Source organism: Bacillus sp. RZ2MS9 (assembly GCF_001816185.2).
GTDB lineage: Bacteria > Bacillota > Bacilli > Bacillales > Bacillaceae_G > Bacillus_A > Bacillus_A cereus.
Window position 1 is genome coordinate 5,216,200 of the sequence record NZ_CP049978.1, and the last position, 16,651, is coordinate 5,232,850.

A 16,651-nucleotide genomic window follows, 5' to 3' on the forward strand; every position below is an offset into this window, starting at 1 on the left:
ACATAATTCTGTTTGTCTGAGAACGCGTATAGAAACGGAGGGATAACAAAAATAAATAGCTTATAACAAATACTTTTAATATTCCATTTGTTCATGTGGAATAAGTCCCCAATGGACAAATGAATGTTCAGAGGAGGAAAAATGAAAAAACTTTTTAATGTATGTTTAATTGTATTCGTACTATTTTCGCAACTTGCTAGTTTTCCATACAATCAAGTAAGAGCGGAAACCTTAACAGGAGATTCCTTATTTGACACTGTTGAAATGAAAGATGCGACGAATCATATTATTGACGAATCAAAAAATCCTAACAATTTAATAAAGATAGGATCAACCATTCAAGTAGAATACGCTTGGTCAATAAAGGATCAACAAGTTGCACACGCAAATGATACAGCAGTAGTTCAAATACCACTTGCATTAAAAGTATCTAAAGATTTGCAAGGGGATTTAGTAACAGATCAAAAAAATATTGGTCAATATTTTATAACAGCTAAAGATAATAAATTAAAATTAATATTTAATGATCAAGTAGAAAATTTGAAAGACGCTAAAGGAAAAATTAAAGTTGATACCGTGTTTAACTCAACTTTAAAAACTGGGGAAAAATCAGTTCAAATCGCTTTTCCTTTAGGAACAATGGTTCAGCCTATATCAGTTCCTGTTCAAGTAGAAAACTCTAAAGAAGATGGCATCAAACAGGATACTAATAAACAAGCGCAAGATCCAGTAGCTAAACCTGTTACTGACAATCTGGAGCAAGATCCAGTAACTAAAACTGTTACTGATAATCCGGAACAAAACCCAGCAGCTAAAACTGCCACTGATAATCCGGAACAAAACCCAGCAACTAAAACTGTTACCGATAATCCGGAACAAAACCCAGCAGCTAAAACTGCCACTGATAATCCGGAACAAAACCCAGTAGCTAAAATTGCTACTGACAATCCAGAACAAAAGCTATCAAGCGACCCTGCTGAGAATACAAATTCAGGTCCAAAGCAAATAACAACAAACATTTTAACCGGTGTAAAGTTGACGGATAAAGACGGAAAACCATTTACAGAGGATAACCGTCCAAGTACAGATTCCCCTGCCAATATTGAGTTTACATGGGAACTTTTAAAATCAATGAATGTGAAAAATGGAGATTACTATATTTTTGATCTTCCTAAACATTTTAAGATTTACAATACAATTAACAGTCCTTTATATGATAGTGAAAACCATAAAATTGGTAATTTTACTGTTACAAAAGATGGAAAAGTCACGATGACATTCAACGATTATGTTGAAGAGCATCCAGATGTTGCTGGTAACCTACAATTAAAGACAGAATTTAATAAAGCTGAAATTAAAGGTACAACAACACAAGAAATTCCTTTCCCGATTAAAGATAAGGATGTTTCTATTACAGTTGACTTTAAGCCTAATGTACAAACAGCTACGAATAAAAAAGGATTACCTGATAGACCAATTAATACAAATGAAATTAATTGGAAAGTAGAGATGAACAAAACGCAAGACACCCTTAAAAACGCTATTTTTAAAGATAACATTCCACAAGGTACAAACTTAAATAAAGATTCTATTAAAGTTTATTATTTAGAAGTTGATGTTAATGGGAATGTAACGCGTGGTGCAGAAGCTGAGCCAACAGATTACAATATTATTTCATCAGATGGCTCAAAATTGGAGATTGCTTTTAAAGATTCTATCAATAAAGCATATCAAATCGAATATGCCACAAAAATTACTGATGAAAATATTAAAAGTTTCCGAAATAACGTTACGATAACGAGTGATAATCAAAAGCAACAAAACGCAAGCTCTACTGTAACGGTTTCTCGTGGTACACACTTAAATAAAACAAGTAAATATGATCCAAAGACGCAAACAATTGAGTGGACAATTACTTACAATGGTGATCAAAGAGAGATCAAAAAAGCAGATGCGATTTTAAAAGATATTTTTGACGATACACACGAACTAGATGCAAATTCTATTGTTGTAAAAAACGCTTCATATAATGAAAAAGGAACGCTTGTAACAGGAGACGCTGTTAATAATTACACTGTAAGTAACAAGAAGAATGGCTTCGATTTACAGTTTAATGATGATATTAATAGTGCTTATGTGATTACCTATAAAACCAAGCCAACTAATAAAGTTATAGAAGATGGAAAAGTAAAAAATAAAGTTACAGCTGATAATGATTCAAGTAAAGAAAATGAAGCTAGCTTCAAGCAGCAAAATATTATTAAATCTAATAATAAAGCTGAAACAAATTATAAAGACAAAACAACAACTTGGACAATTATAGTAAATAATAACAACTATCCATTAAACAACGCGATTATTACGGACACCTTTAATCATGGTGGATTACAATTAAAAGATAAGAAACTAGAAATTAAAGACGGAAATTATACCCTTCAAGCTGGGACTGACTATGTTTTAGATGTAACAGATAAAGGCTTCAAAATCACTCTTATAGGTACGTATCAGTCTAATATGACAAAGACATTAGTCGTAAAATATACGACAGACTTTGATTATACAAAGCTAGAAAGTGGTAAAACTTCATTTAAAAATACAGGTAATCTTTCTTGGATAGATACGGATTCTAATCCACAATCAAATAAAGTTGAAGCTAATTTTGATCCTGATACTTTCACAAAGGCAAATGGTTATAAATACGGTTCTTATAACGCCCAAACGAAGGAAATTACTTGGATAATAGGCTTTAACTATAATAATGTTGAGATTAAAGATCCTTATGTTATAGACGTCATACAAGATAAACAAAAGTTAGTGCCTGGATCCATTGAAGTGCGCGATATGATTTTAAATGGAAATCCTGATAATGCACAACCTGGTAATGCTGTACCAACTGAGAAATATGAACTTGAAGAACCTACAGAGGAAAATAAAAACACCCTAAAGGTTCATTTCAAACAATCAATTAATTCACCTTACTATATTATCTTTAAAACAAGCCTTGATGGTGAACTTATCCAAGGCACCTACAAAAACGAGGCAGATTTAAAAGATGGCTCTAAAATCGTAAACACCCTTACAGGTGACACTCAAGTAAATAAAGGTGGCAGCTTCGTTACTAAAAAAGCTGTGCAAGACGACAACTATATTAATTGGAGTATCGCAATTAACGAAAGCCAATCAACCATTGCAGATGCCGTTGTAACAGATGACCCAACCGAAAATCAGGTAATTGTGGAAGATTCATTCCACTTATATCCTACAACTGTTGATCCATATGGAAATTTAACAAAAGATACAGTAAACGAATTAAAAGAAGGAACAGACTATAAACTCAAAATAACAACAGACAATAATACCGGAAAGCAACATTTCGAAATTGCCTTCTTGAAAAAAATTGATCGAGCTTATATTTTAGAATATCGCTCACTTATTAATGCAGACGATAAAGAAAAAGTAAGTAATAAAGCGAAAATCACAGGCAATAAGTTGACAGTTAAAAACACAGAAACTACTGAAACGATTGAAGTGAGAATGTCTTCTGGTTCAGGCGGAGGATCTGCTACTAAAGGCCGTGGAAACCTTGAAATTATAAAGGTAGATAACGACAATAAAAACGCACTATTAGCTGGGGCAGAATTTACTTTATACGATCGTACAGATAAAACTGTTATCCGTAAAATTACAACAGACAAAGACGGTATCGCTAAATTTAATAATTTAAAACGCGATAAATATTTATTAAAAGAAACAAAGGCTCCTGAAGGCTATGTAATTAGCTGGGATTTAAAACAAGGAAAAATTGTTGAACTTGGTACACAAGAGACTACAACATATAAACTTGCAAATAAGAAGTTTGTCGGTAAAGTAGTTTTAACAAAGTCTGATGACCTGAATAAAAACGTCACACTGCAAGGTGCCGTTTTCACACTACTTGATAAAGATAAAAAAATAATTTCAGAACACGAAAAATTAACAACAAATGATAAAGGACAAATTACTGTAGATAATTTAAAACCAGGAACTTACTATTTAAAAGAAATAAAGGCTCCTGAGCATTATCAATTAGATGATCGACTTATTGAATTTACAATCGAGGAAGATCAAACAACAGTAATCAATAAAACGGCCCAAAACAGCTTAATTAGAGGCTCAGCTATCCTAACAAAAGTTGATAAAGAGGGTAATACTTTAGAAGGTGCTGTATTTAGTATACGGGACCAAAATAACAAAAGAATTCCTGGTTATACCAAATTAACGACAAATGGTAACGGACAAATCGAAGCGAAAAATTTACTTCCTGGAGAGTACCAGTTTGTTGAAGAGAAAGCACCTGAACATTATGAAATAGATAAAAAACCGCTTAAATTTACAATTGAAAAAAGCCAACAGAAAGCACTTACTGTTACCGCGACAAATCACCTCATTAAAGGTGGTGTCACTTTAACGAAAGTCGATGATGTCGATGGCACTGCCCTTGAAGGTGCTGTATTTAAAATTGTCGATGCGAATGACGAGAAACAAGTAATTCGTGAAAATATAAAAACAGGTTCAGATGGAAAAGTTACCATTAAAGATCTAGAGCCTGGTGTTTATAAATTTATCGAAACAGAAGCTCCTAAGGATTATACGTTAAGTACAAACCCTATCGAGTTTACAATTGATAAAAGCCAACAAGCTCTTGCTACTGTTACGGCAAATAACAGCTTAAAAACGGGCGAAGTTGAATTATTAAAAGTTGATGAGTTTGGTGAGAAAAAACCACTTGAAGGTGCAGTATTCAAGCTTGTCGATACAAATAATAATGACGTTTCCCCTTACACTAACTTAACTACTGATAAACACGGTAAAGTTAAAGTTAGTAACCTACGTCCTGGTACGTATAAATTCATTGAAATAGCTGCTCCTGAACATTACGTTTTACGAGCAGAACCTATTGAATTTACAATCGATAGAAGTCAGAAAGAAACTCTACTTGTGAAAGCTGAAAATGCTTTAAAACCAGGAGATGTTGAATTAACAAAAGTTGATGATATCGATGGTACAGCTCTTGAAGGTGCTGTATTTAAAATTGTTGATGCTAATGATGAAAAGAAAGTCATTCGCGAAAATGTAAAAACTGGTGCGGATGGTAAAGCTATCGCTACTGGCTTACGCCCTGGCGATTATAAATTTATCGAAGTAACAGCACCGAAGTATTACGACAAAAATACAAAACCAATTAAATTTACGATTACAGAAAGTCAAACAACTCAGGCTACTGTTACCGCTAAAAACAGCTTAACAAAAGGCGGTATTGAGTTAACAAAAGTGAATGCTGCAGATGAAAAGGAAACACTTGAAGGTGCAGTATTTAAAATCGTTAATAGAGATACTAATGAAGATGTTCGTACGGACCTTGTTACGAATAGTAAAGGAAGGCTAGTTGTAGATGACTTACGTCCTGGTAACTATAAACTTATCGAAACAAAGGCTCCAACTTATTACGATGTAAATGTAGAACCAATTGAATTTACAATCGAAAAAGGACAACAAAAACTCCTTCCACTTACATTTAAAAATAGTTTAACGAAAGGAAAAGTTAAACTTATTAAAGAAGATGATGTGGAAAGTAGTAAAGCTCTTGCCGGCGCTGTATTCACATTGCAAGACCCAACTGGCAAAGAAATTATGAAAGATTTAACAACAGATGATCACGGAGTATTAGTTATTCCTGATTTAGCACCAGGGGATTATCAATTTATCGAAACAAAAGCCCCTGAACATTATAAATTAGACAAAACACCTATTAAGTTCACAATTAAAAAAGGTAGTAAGGAAGATCTTCCTATCCCTGTTACTGTAAAAAATAGTTTACTTACAGGTGGCGTCACTTTAACAAAAGTTGATGATGTTGATGGCACTACTCTTGAAGGTGCAGAATTTATAATCGTTGACGCTCATGATACTAAAAAGGTAATTCGAAAAGGTTTAACGACTGATAAAAACGGTAAAATTACTGCTTCTGATTTACGTCCTGGAGACTATCAATTTATTGAAGTAAAAGCTCCAAAAGACTATACCTTAAGCAAAGACCCTATTCCGTTCACTATCGAAAAAAGTCAAAAAGAGAATATTACTGTTACCGCTACTAACAGTTTAAAGAAAGGTGCAGTAACATTAACAAAAATTGATGACATCGATCGTACGATGCTCGAAGGTGCAATCTTTAAGATTGTGGATATGAATGGTAAGGAAGTTCATACGAATCTTGTTACAGATAAAAACGGAAAAATTTCTGTTTCTGATTTACGCCCTGGAGACTATCAGTTCATTGAAACAAAAGCTCCTGAGCACTATGTATTAGATGAAACAACGATTCCATTTACAATTGAAAGAAGTCAAACGAAAGAGATCAATGTTACAGGCAAAAATGCTTTGAAAAAAGGTAGCGTTGAACTAACAAAGATTGACGATATTGATATAAATACAAAACTTTCTAACGCCGTATTTAATTTATTAGATGCAGACGGTGAGCTAGTTGAAGAGGGCTTAAAAACAAATGCTGAAGGTAAAATTGTTGTTGAAAATCTACGTCCTGGTACGTATCAATTCGTTGAAACAATTGCTCCTGAACATTACGATTTAGATAAAAAGCCTATCGTATTTACAATTAAAAAGAGCCAAACTGAAACTCTTCATATCACTGCTACAAATGCTTTAACAAAGGGTGCAGTTAAACTTTCTAAAGTAGACGATATTGATAGCACTGTTCTTAAAGATGCAGTATTTAAAATTGTTAATATGAACGGTGATGTAGTTCATAAAGACCTTGTTACAAATGAACAAGGAATAATCGAAATTAACGACCTACGTCCTGGTGATTACCAATTCATCGAAACGAAAGCTCCTAAGCATTACGTTTTAGATGAAACACCAATCAAATTCACTATTGAAAAAGGACAGAAGAAAGTTATTTCTTTAACTGCTACAAATAGCTTAAAACAAGGTAGTATCGAATTACTTAAAGTTGATGATTTAAACACTCAAACAAAACTTGCCGATGCGGTATTTAATTTACTAGATCAAGATGGCAAAGTACTTAAAACAGATTTAAAAACAAACAGTGAAGGTAAAATCGTTATCGAAAACTTACGTCCTGGTACGTATCAATTCGTTGAAATAACGGCTCCTGAACACTATGATTTAGACAAAAAACCAATTATATTTACAATTGAAAAAAGCCAAAAAGATATTGCTACCGTTACTATGAAAAATAGTTTAACAAAAGGCGGCGTGGAACTTTCTAAAGTGGATGACGTCGATGGCACTACTCTTGAAGGCGCAGTATTTAAAATTGTGGATATGAATGGCACTGTAATTCGCAAAGATCTTGTTACGAATCAACAAGGTAAAATTAGCGTTTCTGACCTACGTCCTGGTGATTATCAATTCATCGAGACAACGGCTCCGAAACACTATGATTTAAACAAAGAGCCAATTCCATTCACAATCACAAAGAGCCAAGCTGATCCTATCTCCGTTACAGCTACAAATAGCTTAACGAAAGGCACTGTGGAACTTTCTAAAGTAGATGATGTAGATGGTACTGCTCTTAAAGATGCGATATTTAAAATTACTGATATGAATGGTAACGACATTCGCACTGAACTTACAACAGATGTACATGGAAAAGTTTCTGTTTCTGATTTACGTCCTGGGGACTATCAGTTTATTGAAACGAAAGCTCCTGAACACTATAAATTAGATAGTACACCTATTAAGTTTACAATTAAGAAAAGCCAAAAAGAAAAGCTCCAAGTTACTGCTACAAATAGCTTAACTGAGGGTGCTGTAGAATTAATAAAAGTGGATGATATAAATCCAGATACAAAACTTTCTGATGCAGTGTTTAACATCATCGATGCGAAAGGTAAAATTGTTCGCACTGATTTAACTACTGATAAAGATGGGAAGATTTCAGTTTCTGATTTACGTCCGGGAGATTATCAGTTCATTGAAACGAAAGCTCCAACTGGCTATGATTTAAACGTTAAACCAATTCCTTTCACAATTACGAAAGGACAATCTCAGGTTACCTCTGTTACAGCCTTAAATAGTTTAACAACAGGTTCAATTGAGTTAACTAAAGTTGATATTGATCACCATGGAACACTTGAAGGTGCCATTTTCAATATTTTAGACCAAGATGGAAAAGTCATCCGAGAAGGTTTAAAAACAGATCAACACGGAAAAGTAATCGTAAATGATTTGAAACCTGGTAATTATCAATTAGTAGAAACAAAGGCTCCTAAAGGCTATCAATTAGATGCATCACCAATAAACTTTACAATTGATAAAGCCCAAGCTAAGCCACTACAAATTACAGTTTCAAATAAAAAAATTGAATCTTCTTCAGGTGGAGATGACAAGCCAATTACTCCTCCAAATAAAGAAGATAACAAAGGCAATGAAACATCTGAGAAACACGAAAACGGAACTTCTGAAGAACAAAATAATGAAACACCTGAGAAACACGAAAACGCAACTTCCGAAGAAACATCGAATAAAACAGATAACAAACAGCAAGATGATCGAAATACGGATAAGCACCTTCCAAATACAGGTCATAAAGAAGACCCTACACAAACAGTAGGTATTGTTCTTCTACTAGCTGGATTATTAAGTATTTTAGCTACAAAACGCAAAAAAAATTATTAATAATTTTTTCACATCCAATCAATCTCTCAATTGATTGGATGTTTTTTTATACAAAAAGGACGATACATAAAGTATCGTCCTTTTAACGGGGTGAGGCTGCCCAAAAGTACGGAAAACCTTTGAACAGCCTCTTATTTTCATATGGATGCCTTACATATATCACTGATAATAATTATGAAATGCGGAAACATAATTACCATCAACTGATTCAAACATGAGAAATGAAACCCTACAGTGGTTCCATTCCTCTACATAATCTAAAGTTTGGGTACACTAGATTCATGCAATGTAGGAGCTTTCAGAGTAGAAAGCGAACCTTCGTTTAAAATGATAGCATACATATCTCCCTCAAAAATATGCAAATATGCATATATCGTTTTTTTATTTCTCAATGTCAGAATATTGAAAAATAAAAGGTGTGAAGGTAAAATAAAGTCATTATCCGTCTTCTTTTGTCAGTCAGAGAGAATAGAAGAATAGGAGAGGAAAAAATGATAAAATCATTGAAACAAAAAATAGTAAGCTCTTTGCTTGCTGTATCACTTGCTGTTAGCTTAGCTCCAATTGGGCAAGCAAAAGCGGATTCCACGTCAGAGGTTACACAAACTCCATCTATTACAAAACAGATTGATCCAAACCGCGCGATTGAACATGTTCGTTTCTTATCTGAAACAATTGGTCCTCGCCCCGGTGGAACAAAATCCGAAGAATGGGCTTCTCGTTACATTGGTATGCAGCTTAAATCAATGGGCTATGAAGTAGAATATCAACCATTTCAGGTGCCCGATCAATACGTTGGATTCATTGAATCACCCCTATCAACAAAACGTAATTGGCAAGCTGGTGCTGCTCCTAATGCACTAATTTCTACAGAAGCTGTTACAGCTCCCCTTATCTTTGTTCAAGGTGGGACAAAATTAGAAGATATTCCAAATGAAGTAAACGGTAAAATTGTTTTATTTGAAAGAGGAACGACAGTTACCGACTATAATAAACAAGTTGAAAATGCTGTTAGCAAAGGTGCAAAAGGTGTTCTTTTATACAGTTTAATTGGCGGACGCGGAAATTATGGACAAACCTTCAATCCCCGCCTAATGAAAAAGCAATCTATCCCTGTCTTTGGTCTTGCTTATGCGCAAGGAAATGCATTTAAAGAAGAAATCGCTAAAAAAGGGACAACAATTCTTTCCCTAAAAGCGAGACATGAATCTAAATTAACATCTCTAAATGTTATCGCCAAAAAGAAACCAAAGAAGAGTACAGGTAATGAAAAAGCAGTCGTTGTAAGCTCGCACTATGATAGTGTTGTCGGAGCACCTGGCGCAAATGATAATGCTTCTGGAACTGGATTAGTATTAGAACTAGCTCGTGCTTTTCAAAATGTAGAAACTGATAAAGAGATTCGCTTTATTACCTTTGGTTCTGAAGAAACTGGATTACTTGGTTCGGATTATTACGTGAATAGTCTATCCCAAAAAGAACGCGACCGTATTTTAGGTGTCTTTAACGCCGACATGGTTGCAACAAATTATGATAAAGCAAAGAATTTATATGCTATGACACCTGATGGCTCTACAAACTTTGTAACAGACGCTGCCTTGCAAGCAGGTAAACAACTAAATAATAACCTCATCCTACAAGGTAAATTCGGTTCTAGTGATCATGTTCCATTTGCTGAAGCTGGTATTCCTGCTGCTCTATTCATTTGGATGGGTGTCGATAGTTGGAATCCATTAATCTATCATATTGAGAAGGTATACCATACACCTCAAGATAACGTATTAGAAAACATTTCACCTGAACGAATGAGAATGGCATTAGACGTTATCGGAACAGGAGTTTATAACTCGCTTCAAAAACCTGTTCCTCAAACTGAACAGAAAGCTGCTTAATCATTTAAAAGACCACTGATTTTTGAACTGAACCCAAAAAATTAGACAAATATATTAAGCAGCTACTAAGGATTGAACTCTGTATTGCACAGGGGACAATCCTTTTAGTTTTGTTTTAATTCTTTTGTGATTGTAGTAATGAATATAAGTTTCTAGTTCTTGCTTAAATTGTTCCATACTTTCAAACTCTTTAAGATAAAGTAATTCAGACTTTAATAAGCCAAAGAAATTTTCCATGACTGCATTATCTAAGCAATTTCCCTTACGGGACATACTTTGGATAACGTTATGTTTTTTAAGCGACTGATGATATTGTCGCATTTGATAATGCCAACCTTGATCCGAGTGTAAAATAGGAGTTTCCTTATCATTCAAACATTGAAACGCCTTATTTAACATTTTAGAAACAAGGGAATAGGCAGGTCTATGTTCTATATTGTAAGCTATAATTTCTCCGTTATATAAGTCTAAAATGGGTGATAGATATAGTTTTTTACCATGTAAGTGGAACTCCGTCACATCTGTTACCCATTTCTCGTTTGGTTTTGATGCGTGAAAATTACGTTTTAAAATATTAGGAGCGAATTTCCCGACAGTCCCTTTATATGAACGATATTTTTTTAATCGAACAAGACATTTTAATCCCAGGATATTCATTAAACGTCGAACGGTTTTATGATTTAATGCATGGCCTCGATTACGTAATTCCAATGTAATACGACGATAACCATACCTCCCAAAATTCTCACTAAAAATCTCTTTAATTAATTCTTTAACTTTCTTATATTTATCTGGACGTTTCGCTTGTTTCATCCAGTAATAATACGTACTACGAGCGATATTAGCGACTTTCACAAGGTCAACGACCTTATATTTATGCCTTAATTCATAAATCAATTGCGCTTTGTCTTGGTCTGTGATGTTTTCTTCTTTTGAACTAAGGCATTCAACTTTTTTAAATAGTCATTTTCCATACGCAGACGTTCATTCTCTGCTTGTAGCGCTTCTATAGAACCTTCAAGAAATACTTCGTTTTGTTTTAAATGTTGTAGCTTAGCTTTTTCTTTGGCCATGGTTAGACGCCCCTTTTTCTTTGATTTTAGGGCATCTAATCCTTCTGTTTCATAAGCTACTTTCCATTTTCGGAGTGTTTCGCAAGAAGGAATATTAAAAAAAGCAGCTGTTTCTCTCAGAGATGTCCCATTTTCATTCATATAATGAATTACATCTAGTTTATACTCGAGAGGGTAAGTTGTATAGCGTTTTTTAAACGCCTTTTCCCCTGAAAATTCAAACCGTTTAATCCATTGATAAAGTTCTCTAGGATGAACCCCTATAGAATTAGCAATGGTTTTTCCGCCTTCCGTACCTTCTAGATATCGTTTTACTGCTTGTATTTTATCTTTTGAAGAAAATTTAGCCATAAAAAATGCACCTCCAATTGTTAGTTATGTGTCTAACAATTGGGGTGCACTTCATTTATCGGTGGTCTTTTATTGAGAAAAAATATATATGCATAAAAGCATATTTTATCCTACCCATTATCGTATACAATATTAATTGTAACGAAACTGATTACAACTAATAAGGAGGCTTTTTCTATTATGAAAAAAATGATTTTAGCAGGTGCATTAACTTTAGCAGGAATTACTGGAGCTACTGCGTTTATTCCTGAAACAAAAGTCGCTGCTGCCGCTCAAGAACAAAGCTTTACAAAATTTTATTCTTTGCAAACTGGAGGTAGTTCTGAACAAGAACCTATTTTCCTTCAAAAAGGACAAGAACTAACAATTCATCATAACAGCAAAACTCCTAGTTACAGTGTTTATGACTCAAATCATAACCTAATTGGACGTTATTCTGATGGTTACGGCCGAATTTTCACTGCAAAAACAGATGGAAATATGTATGTTCAATTTCATGCACCTTACGTTTACTATAGTCCTGTTAGTTTTTCTGTTACTTATACTATTCAATAAAAAAGAGGTCCTTTATAGGGCCCCTTTTATTTCTCTTGCCAATTCACTTTTACAAATCCATCTTTTACTGTTAATCCGCTTATATTCAATACATATTCTTCATTTGCTTTTAAAGTAACTGTAAAAGTACCTTTTTTCGATTCACAAATTTCCTTTAACTCTTTTATACCTTCTCCTTGTCTTTCATACACACTAAAACATAAGTTTCCTCGTTTTGCATCTGTCTCATAAGAAAATGTCACTTCTGTATCCTTTTCATACTGAAATTCAATATCCTTACTGGCAATATCCCATGATGAGAATTTTGCCTCATAACTTGTTTTCCCTTGCTTCTCATTTGCTAAATATATATCCCCGGCTCTCCATGCATCATCTAACGTTTGTGCAAAAGTAAAACCACTAAGTAATACAAACATTGTGCTTGCCAATATCGCAACTAATGTTACTTTCTGTTTTTTAACAAAATTCACCTTACATTCTCCTTCAACCTTCTTTTTACTTCTTCTTACCATATATAATAAAAACCCAATAAAGAATGGCAATATAACTGCTAAAATACTCCATCCTTTGCTCATTTGATGTGCTTTAGCATCTGTATATACCCATGATGCAACACATATTAAAAGTGCTATAAAAGCTAAAAACATCGTCACTCCAGCTACTTCAAATAGTACAAACGGATTAGCGAACTCTTTCATGTAATCTATACTCCTTCTTTAAAAATGACTGTATTACAACATATATCGGAATGTATACATGCATCATAATCACAATGGCTATCAACATAGGAATTTTATAATCCAAATGTGTGACAAATTGTTCTATAACAATTGTTAACAAAACAATCCAAATGGTGTGAATACAAATCATCCATTTCCTCTCTAACTTCTGAGCCTTTCGCACGCCCTGCTTCGTGTTATTTATTAGCTCTTCGCTTGGAGTTATCTCTTCTGCTAAGCTACTCTTTACCTTCTGTTCAAATTTATCTTCTGTCATAAACGAACCCCTCCAAATGTTCTCGCATTTGCTTCTTCGCATAATTAAGGCGATATTTCACTGTACCAATCGGTATATTTAATATTTCGCTCATTTCTTTATAAGAGTATTGTTCATAATAGTAGAGTACGAGCACGGTTTTATATTTTTCATTCAATAGCTGTATAACTTCCCGTATCATTTCCGCTTCCACTTTTTGAATAAATTCTTCTGATATATTCACATCATCTGCGAAATCTATTTCTCCACCATCTTCTTTATGAAATAAATCTAAGACGCGATCTTTCCATCTTTTCTTCTTGCGGTAAAAGTCATAAAATGTACGAACGCAAATTGTAGTAATCCACTTTTTATAATTATCCACATAAGAAAGTTGGTGCCTTGATGAAAAAACCTTTATCCACGTCTCTTGAAAAATATCTTCCGCATCTTCTTTCGTTTTCGCTAACTTATAGCATAAGGAATATATTTGCTGCTTATATATATCAATTAATTCTTCTATCTTTTCTTCCATCATAAGCCTCCTGTCATTTATATAAGACGATGCAAATTCCCCTTTTGTTTGATAAATTTTTTTTATTATCTCCACATAAAAAGGCAATCACAACATCGTGTGATTGCCTTTTATTTAAAAACGAAAGTCCGCTTCCGCTTTTCTTTATGTCCAGCTCTGCCTCCTAGCCCCTTCTGTCTAAGAACCTTCCCCACGAGAAGATAAAATACATCTTCTGTTGGAAAGAACCTTAGCCTTCGGGACTAAACAGTCGGCTCCGCTTTTCTTTATTGTCCAGTTCCAGCGGCTAGAATACTCGGTGGCTTCGCGCCTTCCTCCGAGGCAAAGTACACCTCTCTGTCAGGAGCTCCATCCCCCTCCTATTCTAAACGAGCCGCTTCCGCTTTTCTTCATTACATTTTTTCTGGTGCAGATACTCCTACGATTGCTAATGCATTTTGAAGTGTAGTGCGTACTGCTTTCATTAACTCGTAACGAGCTTTACTTAATTCTAAGTTATCTTGGTTTAATACTTTTTCTGCATTGTAGAAGCTGTGTAATGTTGCTGCTAATTCAAATGCATAGTTTGTAATACGGTGTGGTAGACGTTTTTGTGCTGCATCCGCAACTACCGCTGGGAATTCACCAAGTTTTTTCAGTAACTCTACTTCTTTCTCAGAAGTAACAAGTTTATAGTTCACATCTCCATCTACAGCTAATCCTAATTCTTCGCCTTGACGAAGGATACTGCATACGCGAGCATGAGCATATTGTGCATAGTATACTGGGTTTTCATTAGATTTTGATACAGCTAAGTCCATATCGAAGTCTAAATGAGAATCACCGCTACGCATTGCGAAGAAGTAACGCATTGCGTCCACGCCTACTTCTTCCATAAGCTCACGAAGTGTAACTGCTTTACCCGTACGCTTACTCATCTTCATTTTTTCACCATTTTGGTATAGTTGTACCATTTGGATGATTTCTACTTCAAGCGTGTCTTTATCGTAACCAAGTGCTTGAATAGCAGCCTTCATACGAGGAATGTAACCGTGGTGGTCAGCACCCCAAATGTTGATTAACTTATCAAAACCACGCTCTAATTTATCACGGTGATACGCGATATCTGGCGTTAAGTATGTGTAAGAACCGTCGTTTTTAATTAATACACGATTTTTGTCATCGCCGTAAGTCATTGAACGGAACCAAGTTGCGCCCTCTTCTTCAAAGATCTCTTCACGCTCTTTTAATACAGCAAGAGCTTGATCGATTTTTCCGTTTTTGTATAGTGATGTTTCTGAGAACCATACATCAAATTTAACGCGGAAGCTTTCTAAGTCTTTTTGAAGTTTTGCTAATTCATATTTTAAACCGTACTCACGGTAGAATTCATAGCTTTCTTTTTCATCAGCTTTCGCATAACGATCGCCGAATTCTTCTGCTAAACGTTTACCGATTCCAATGATATCCGCACCATGGTAACCGTCTTCTGGCATTTCTTTATCTAAGCCTAAAGCTTGCATGTAACGAGCTTCAACAGAAAGAGCTAAGTTATGAATTTGGTTACCAGCATCATTAATGTAGTACTCACGAGATACATCGTAGCCTGCTTTTGCTAATAGGTTACATAAAGTGTCACCTACTGCCGCACCACGTGCATGTCCTAAGTGAAGGTCACCTGTTGGATTAGCAGATACGAACTCAACTTGTACTTTTTCACCTTTACCAGTATTCGTTTCACCGTAAGCTTCACCAGCGTTTACGATTGTTGGAATTAAATCTGTTAAGTAGCTATTATCCATATAGAAGTTAATAAAACCAGGACCAGCGATTTCGATTTTTTCAATAGAAGCTTTTGCTTTATCGAAGTTTGCAACTAGTTCTTCTGCAATCATACGAGGTGCTTTTTTCGCAACGCGTGCAAGTTGCATTGCCATATTTGTAGAGAAGTCACCATTTGTTTTATCTTTTGGAGATTCTAATACAACGTTTGGAATCTGTTCTTCTGTCGCTAATTCTGCCTTTAATACAGCAGCCTGAATTTCTTCTTTAATCAATCCTTTTACTTGTTCTAAGGAATTCATTATTTTGCCTCCTTCAAATTAATTGTAATAGTATATCTGCCAGCTTCTTGTTCACTTAGAAGCAATGCGTAAGTTAAGAAGAGTTGTCCTTTTTTCTTTTCATCCGACCATTTAAAAAGAACGTTATCAGTCTTTGTTTGCAATGCAAACGTACCAAGTTCACTCATATACGTACCAGTTGTCCATTCACCTTTCACATGCGTCTGACGCATAGAAACAGCACCTGAACGCATAATGAGAACTTGTTCATCTTGAATTTTAATAATTGTTTTCACTTCGCCTTGTTCGTTCGGCTCCTGGAATGTTACATATGTACCTTGACCTTTTACATAGTATTGACCATTTGCTTCAAAAGCAACGGTTTCCTTCCTCGCCCCTTCACGGATTTCTGTTACGAAATGAACGTGTACCGGCAAGCCTGCAAGTTGTTTCTCCACGTCTTGCACACCTTTCAAATGTTATAGATATTAAATACTACTTATAATAAATCACTTTTCCTATCATATC

The 16,651-nt window shown here is 34.7% G+C and carries 9 protein-coding genes; 3 read left to right on the plus strand and 6 right to left on the minus strand.

Translation table 11 applies throughout. The annotated features are described in order from the left end of the window. The first annotated feature begins 141 nt into the window (after window positions 1-141). Together BHV55_RS26680 and BHV55_RS26685 are read left to right on the plus strand one after the other, a co-directional pair. Complete coding sequence (locus BHV55_RS26680) at window positions 142-8,700, plus strand: SpaA isopeptide-forming pilin-related protein (protein WP_070757594.1); 8,559 nt, start codon at window positions 142-144, stop codon at window positions 8,698-8,700. Between the two features lie 491 nt (window positions 8,701-9,191). Further along, window positions 9,192-10,592, plus strand: a complete 1,401-nt coding sequence (locus BHV55_RS26685) for a M28 family metallopeptidase (protein WP_048568667.1) — start codon at window positions 9,192-9,194, stop codon at window positions 10,590-10,592. Window positions 10,593-10,646: 54 nt separating this feature from the next. Here BHV55_RS26685 and BHV55_RS26690 read toward each other — a convergent pair. After that, window positions 10,647-12,016 (minus strand): IS3-like element ISBth167 family transposase gene (locus BHV55_RS26690; protein ID WP_139147413.1). Its coding sequence is split into 2 segments (ribosomal slippage): window positions 10,647-11,551 and window positions 11,551-12,016, totalling 1,371 coding nucleotides; the frame shifts between segments, so codons are not numbered across the junction. Between the two features lie 180 nt (window positions 12,017-12,196). Here BHV55_RS26690 and BHV55_RS26695 point away from each other — a divergent pair. Continuing rightward, window positions 12,197-12,571: a hypothetical protein gene (locus BHV55_RS26695; RefSeq protein ID WP_070758254.1), complete on the plus strand. Its 375-nt coding sequence runs from the start codon at window positions 12,197-12,199 to the stop codon at window positions 12,569-12,571. Between the two features lie 26 nt (window positions 12,572-12,597). Here the strand turns inward: BHV55_RS26695 and BHV55_RS26700 are convergent, their stop codons facing one another. The 5 genes from BHV55_RS26700 to BHV55_RS26720 form a co-directional block, all read right to left on the minus strand. Further along, window positions 12,598-13,269: a hypothetical protein gene (locus BHV55_RS26700; protein ID WP_000657192.1), complete on the minus strand. Its 672-nt coding sequence runs from the start codon at window positions 13,267-13,269 to the stop codon at window positions 12,598-12,600. Then, the gene (locus BHV55_RS26705; protein WP_000133823.1) at window positions 13,253-13,567 is read right to left on the minus strand and encodes a hypothetical protein; all 315 of its coding nucleotides are present in this window, start codon (window positions 13,565-13,567) and stop codon (window positions 13,253-13,255) included. The genes BHV55_RS26700 and BHV55_RS26705 overlap by 17 nt, the downstream gene beginning before the upstream one ends. Continuing rightward, the gene (locus BHV55_RS26710; RefSeq protein WP_000391479.1) at window positions 13,554-14,081 is read right to left on the minus strand and encodes an RNA polymerase sigma factor; all 528 of its coding nucleotides are present in this window, start codon (window positions 14,079-14,081) and stop codon (window positions 13,554-13,556) included. Before BHV55_RS26710 ends, BHV55_RS26705 begins: the two co-directional genes overlap by 14 nt. Window positions 14,082-14,473: 392 nt before the next feature. Next, complete coding sequence (gene argS, locus BHV55_RS26715) at window positions 14,474-16,144, minus strand: arginine--tRNA ligase (RefSeq protein WP_070758256.1); 1,671 nt, start codon at window positions 16,142-16,144, stop codon at window positions 14,474-14,476. After that, on the minus strand, window positions 16,144-16,581 hold the full coding sequence (locus tag BHV55_RS26720) for a YwiB family protein (protein WP_070758258.1): 438 nt from the start codon (window positions 16,579-16,581) through the stop codon (window positions 16,144-16,146). Before BHV55_RS26720 ends, argS begins: the two co-directional genes overlap by 1 nt. Window positions 16,582-16,651 lie beyond the last annotated feature (70 nt).

What these genes read in the sequence shown, in the direction of transcription:
- BHV55_RS26695 (WP_070758254.1), top strand. Translation starts at nt 12,197, where the DNA reads ATGAAAAAAATGATTTTAGCAGGTGCATTAACTTTAGCAGGAATTACT.
- BHV55_RS26680 (WP_070757594.1), top strand. Translation starts at nt 142, where the DNA reads ATGAAAAAACTTTTTAATGTATGTTTAATTGTATTCGTACTATTTTCG.
- BHV55_RS26710 (WP_000391479.1), bottom strand. Translation starts at nt 14,081, where the DNA reads ATGGAAGAAAAGATAGAAGAATTAATTGATATATATAAGCAGCAAATA.
- BHV55_RS26705 (WP_000133823.1), bottom strand. Translation starts at nt 13,567, where the DNA reads ATGACAGAAGATAAATTTGAACAGAAGGTAAAGAGTAGCTTAGCAGAA.
- BHV55_RS26685 (WP_048568667.1), top strand. Translation starts at nt 9,192, where the DNA reads ATGATAAAATCATTGAAACAAAAAATAGTAAGCTCTTTGCTTGCTGTA.
- argS (WP_070758256.1), bottom strand. Translation starts at nt 16,144, where the DNA reads ATGAATTCCTTAGAACAAGTAAAAGGATTGATTAAAGAAGAAATTCAG.
- BHV55_RS26700 (WP_000657192.1), bottom strand. Translation starts at nt 13,269, where the DNA reads ATGAAAGAGTTCGCTAATCCGTTTGTACTATTTGAAGTAGCTGGAGTG.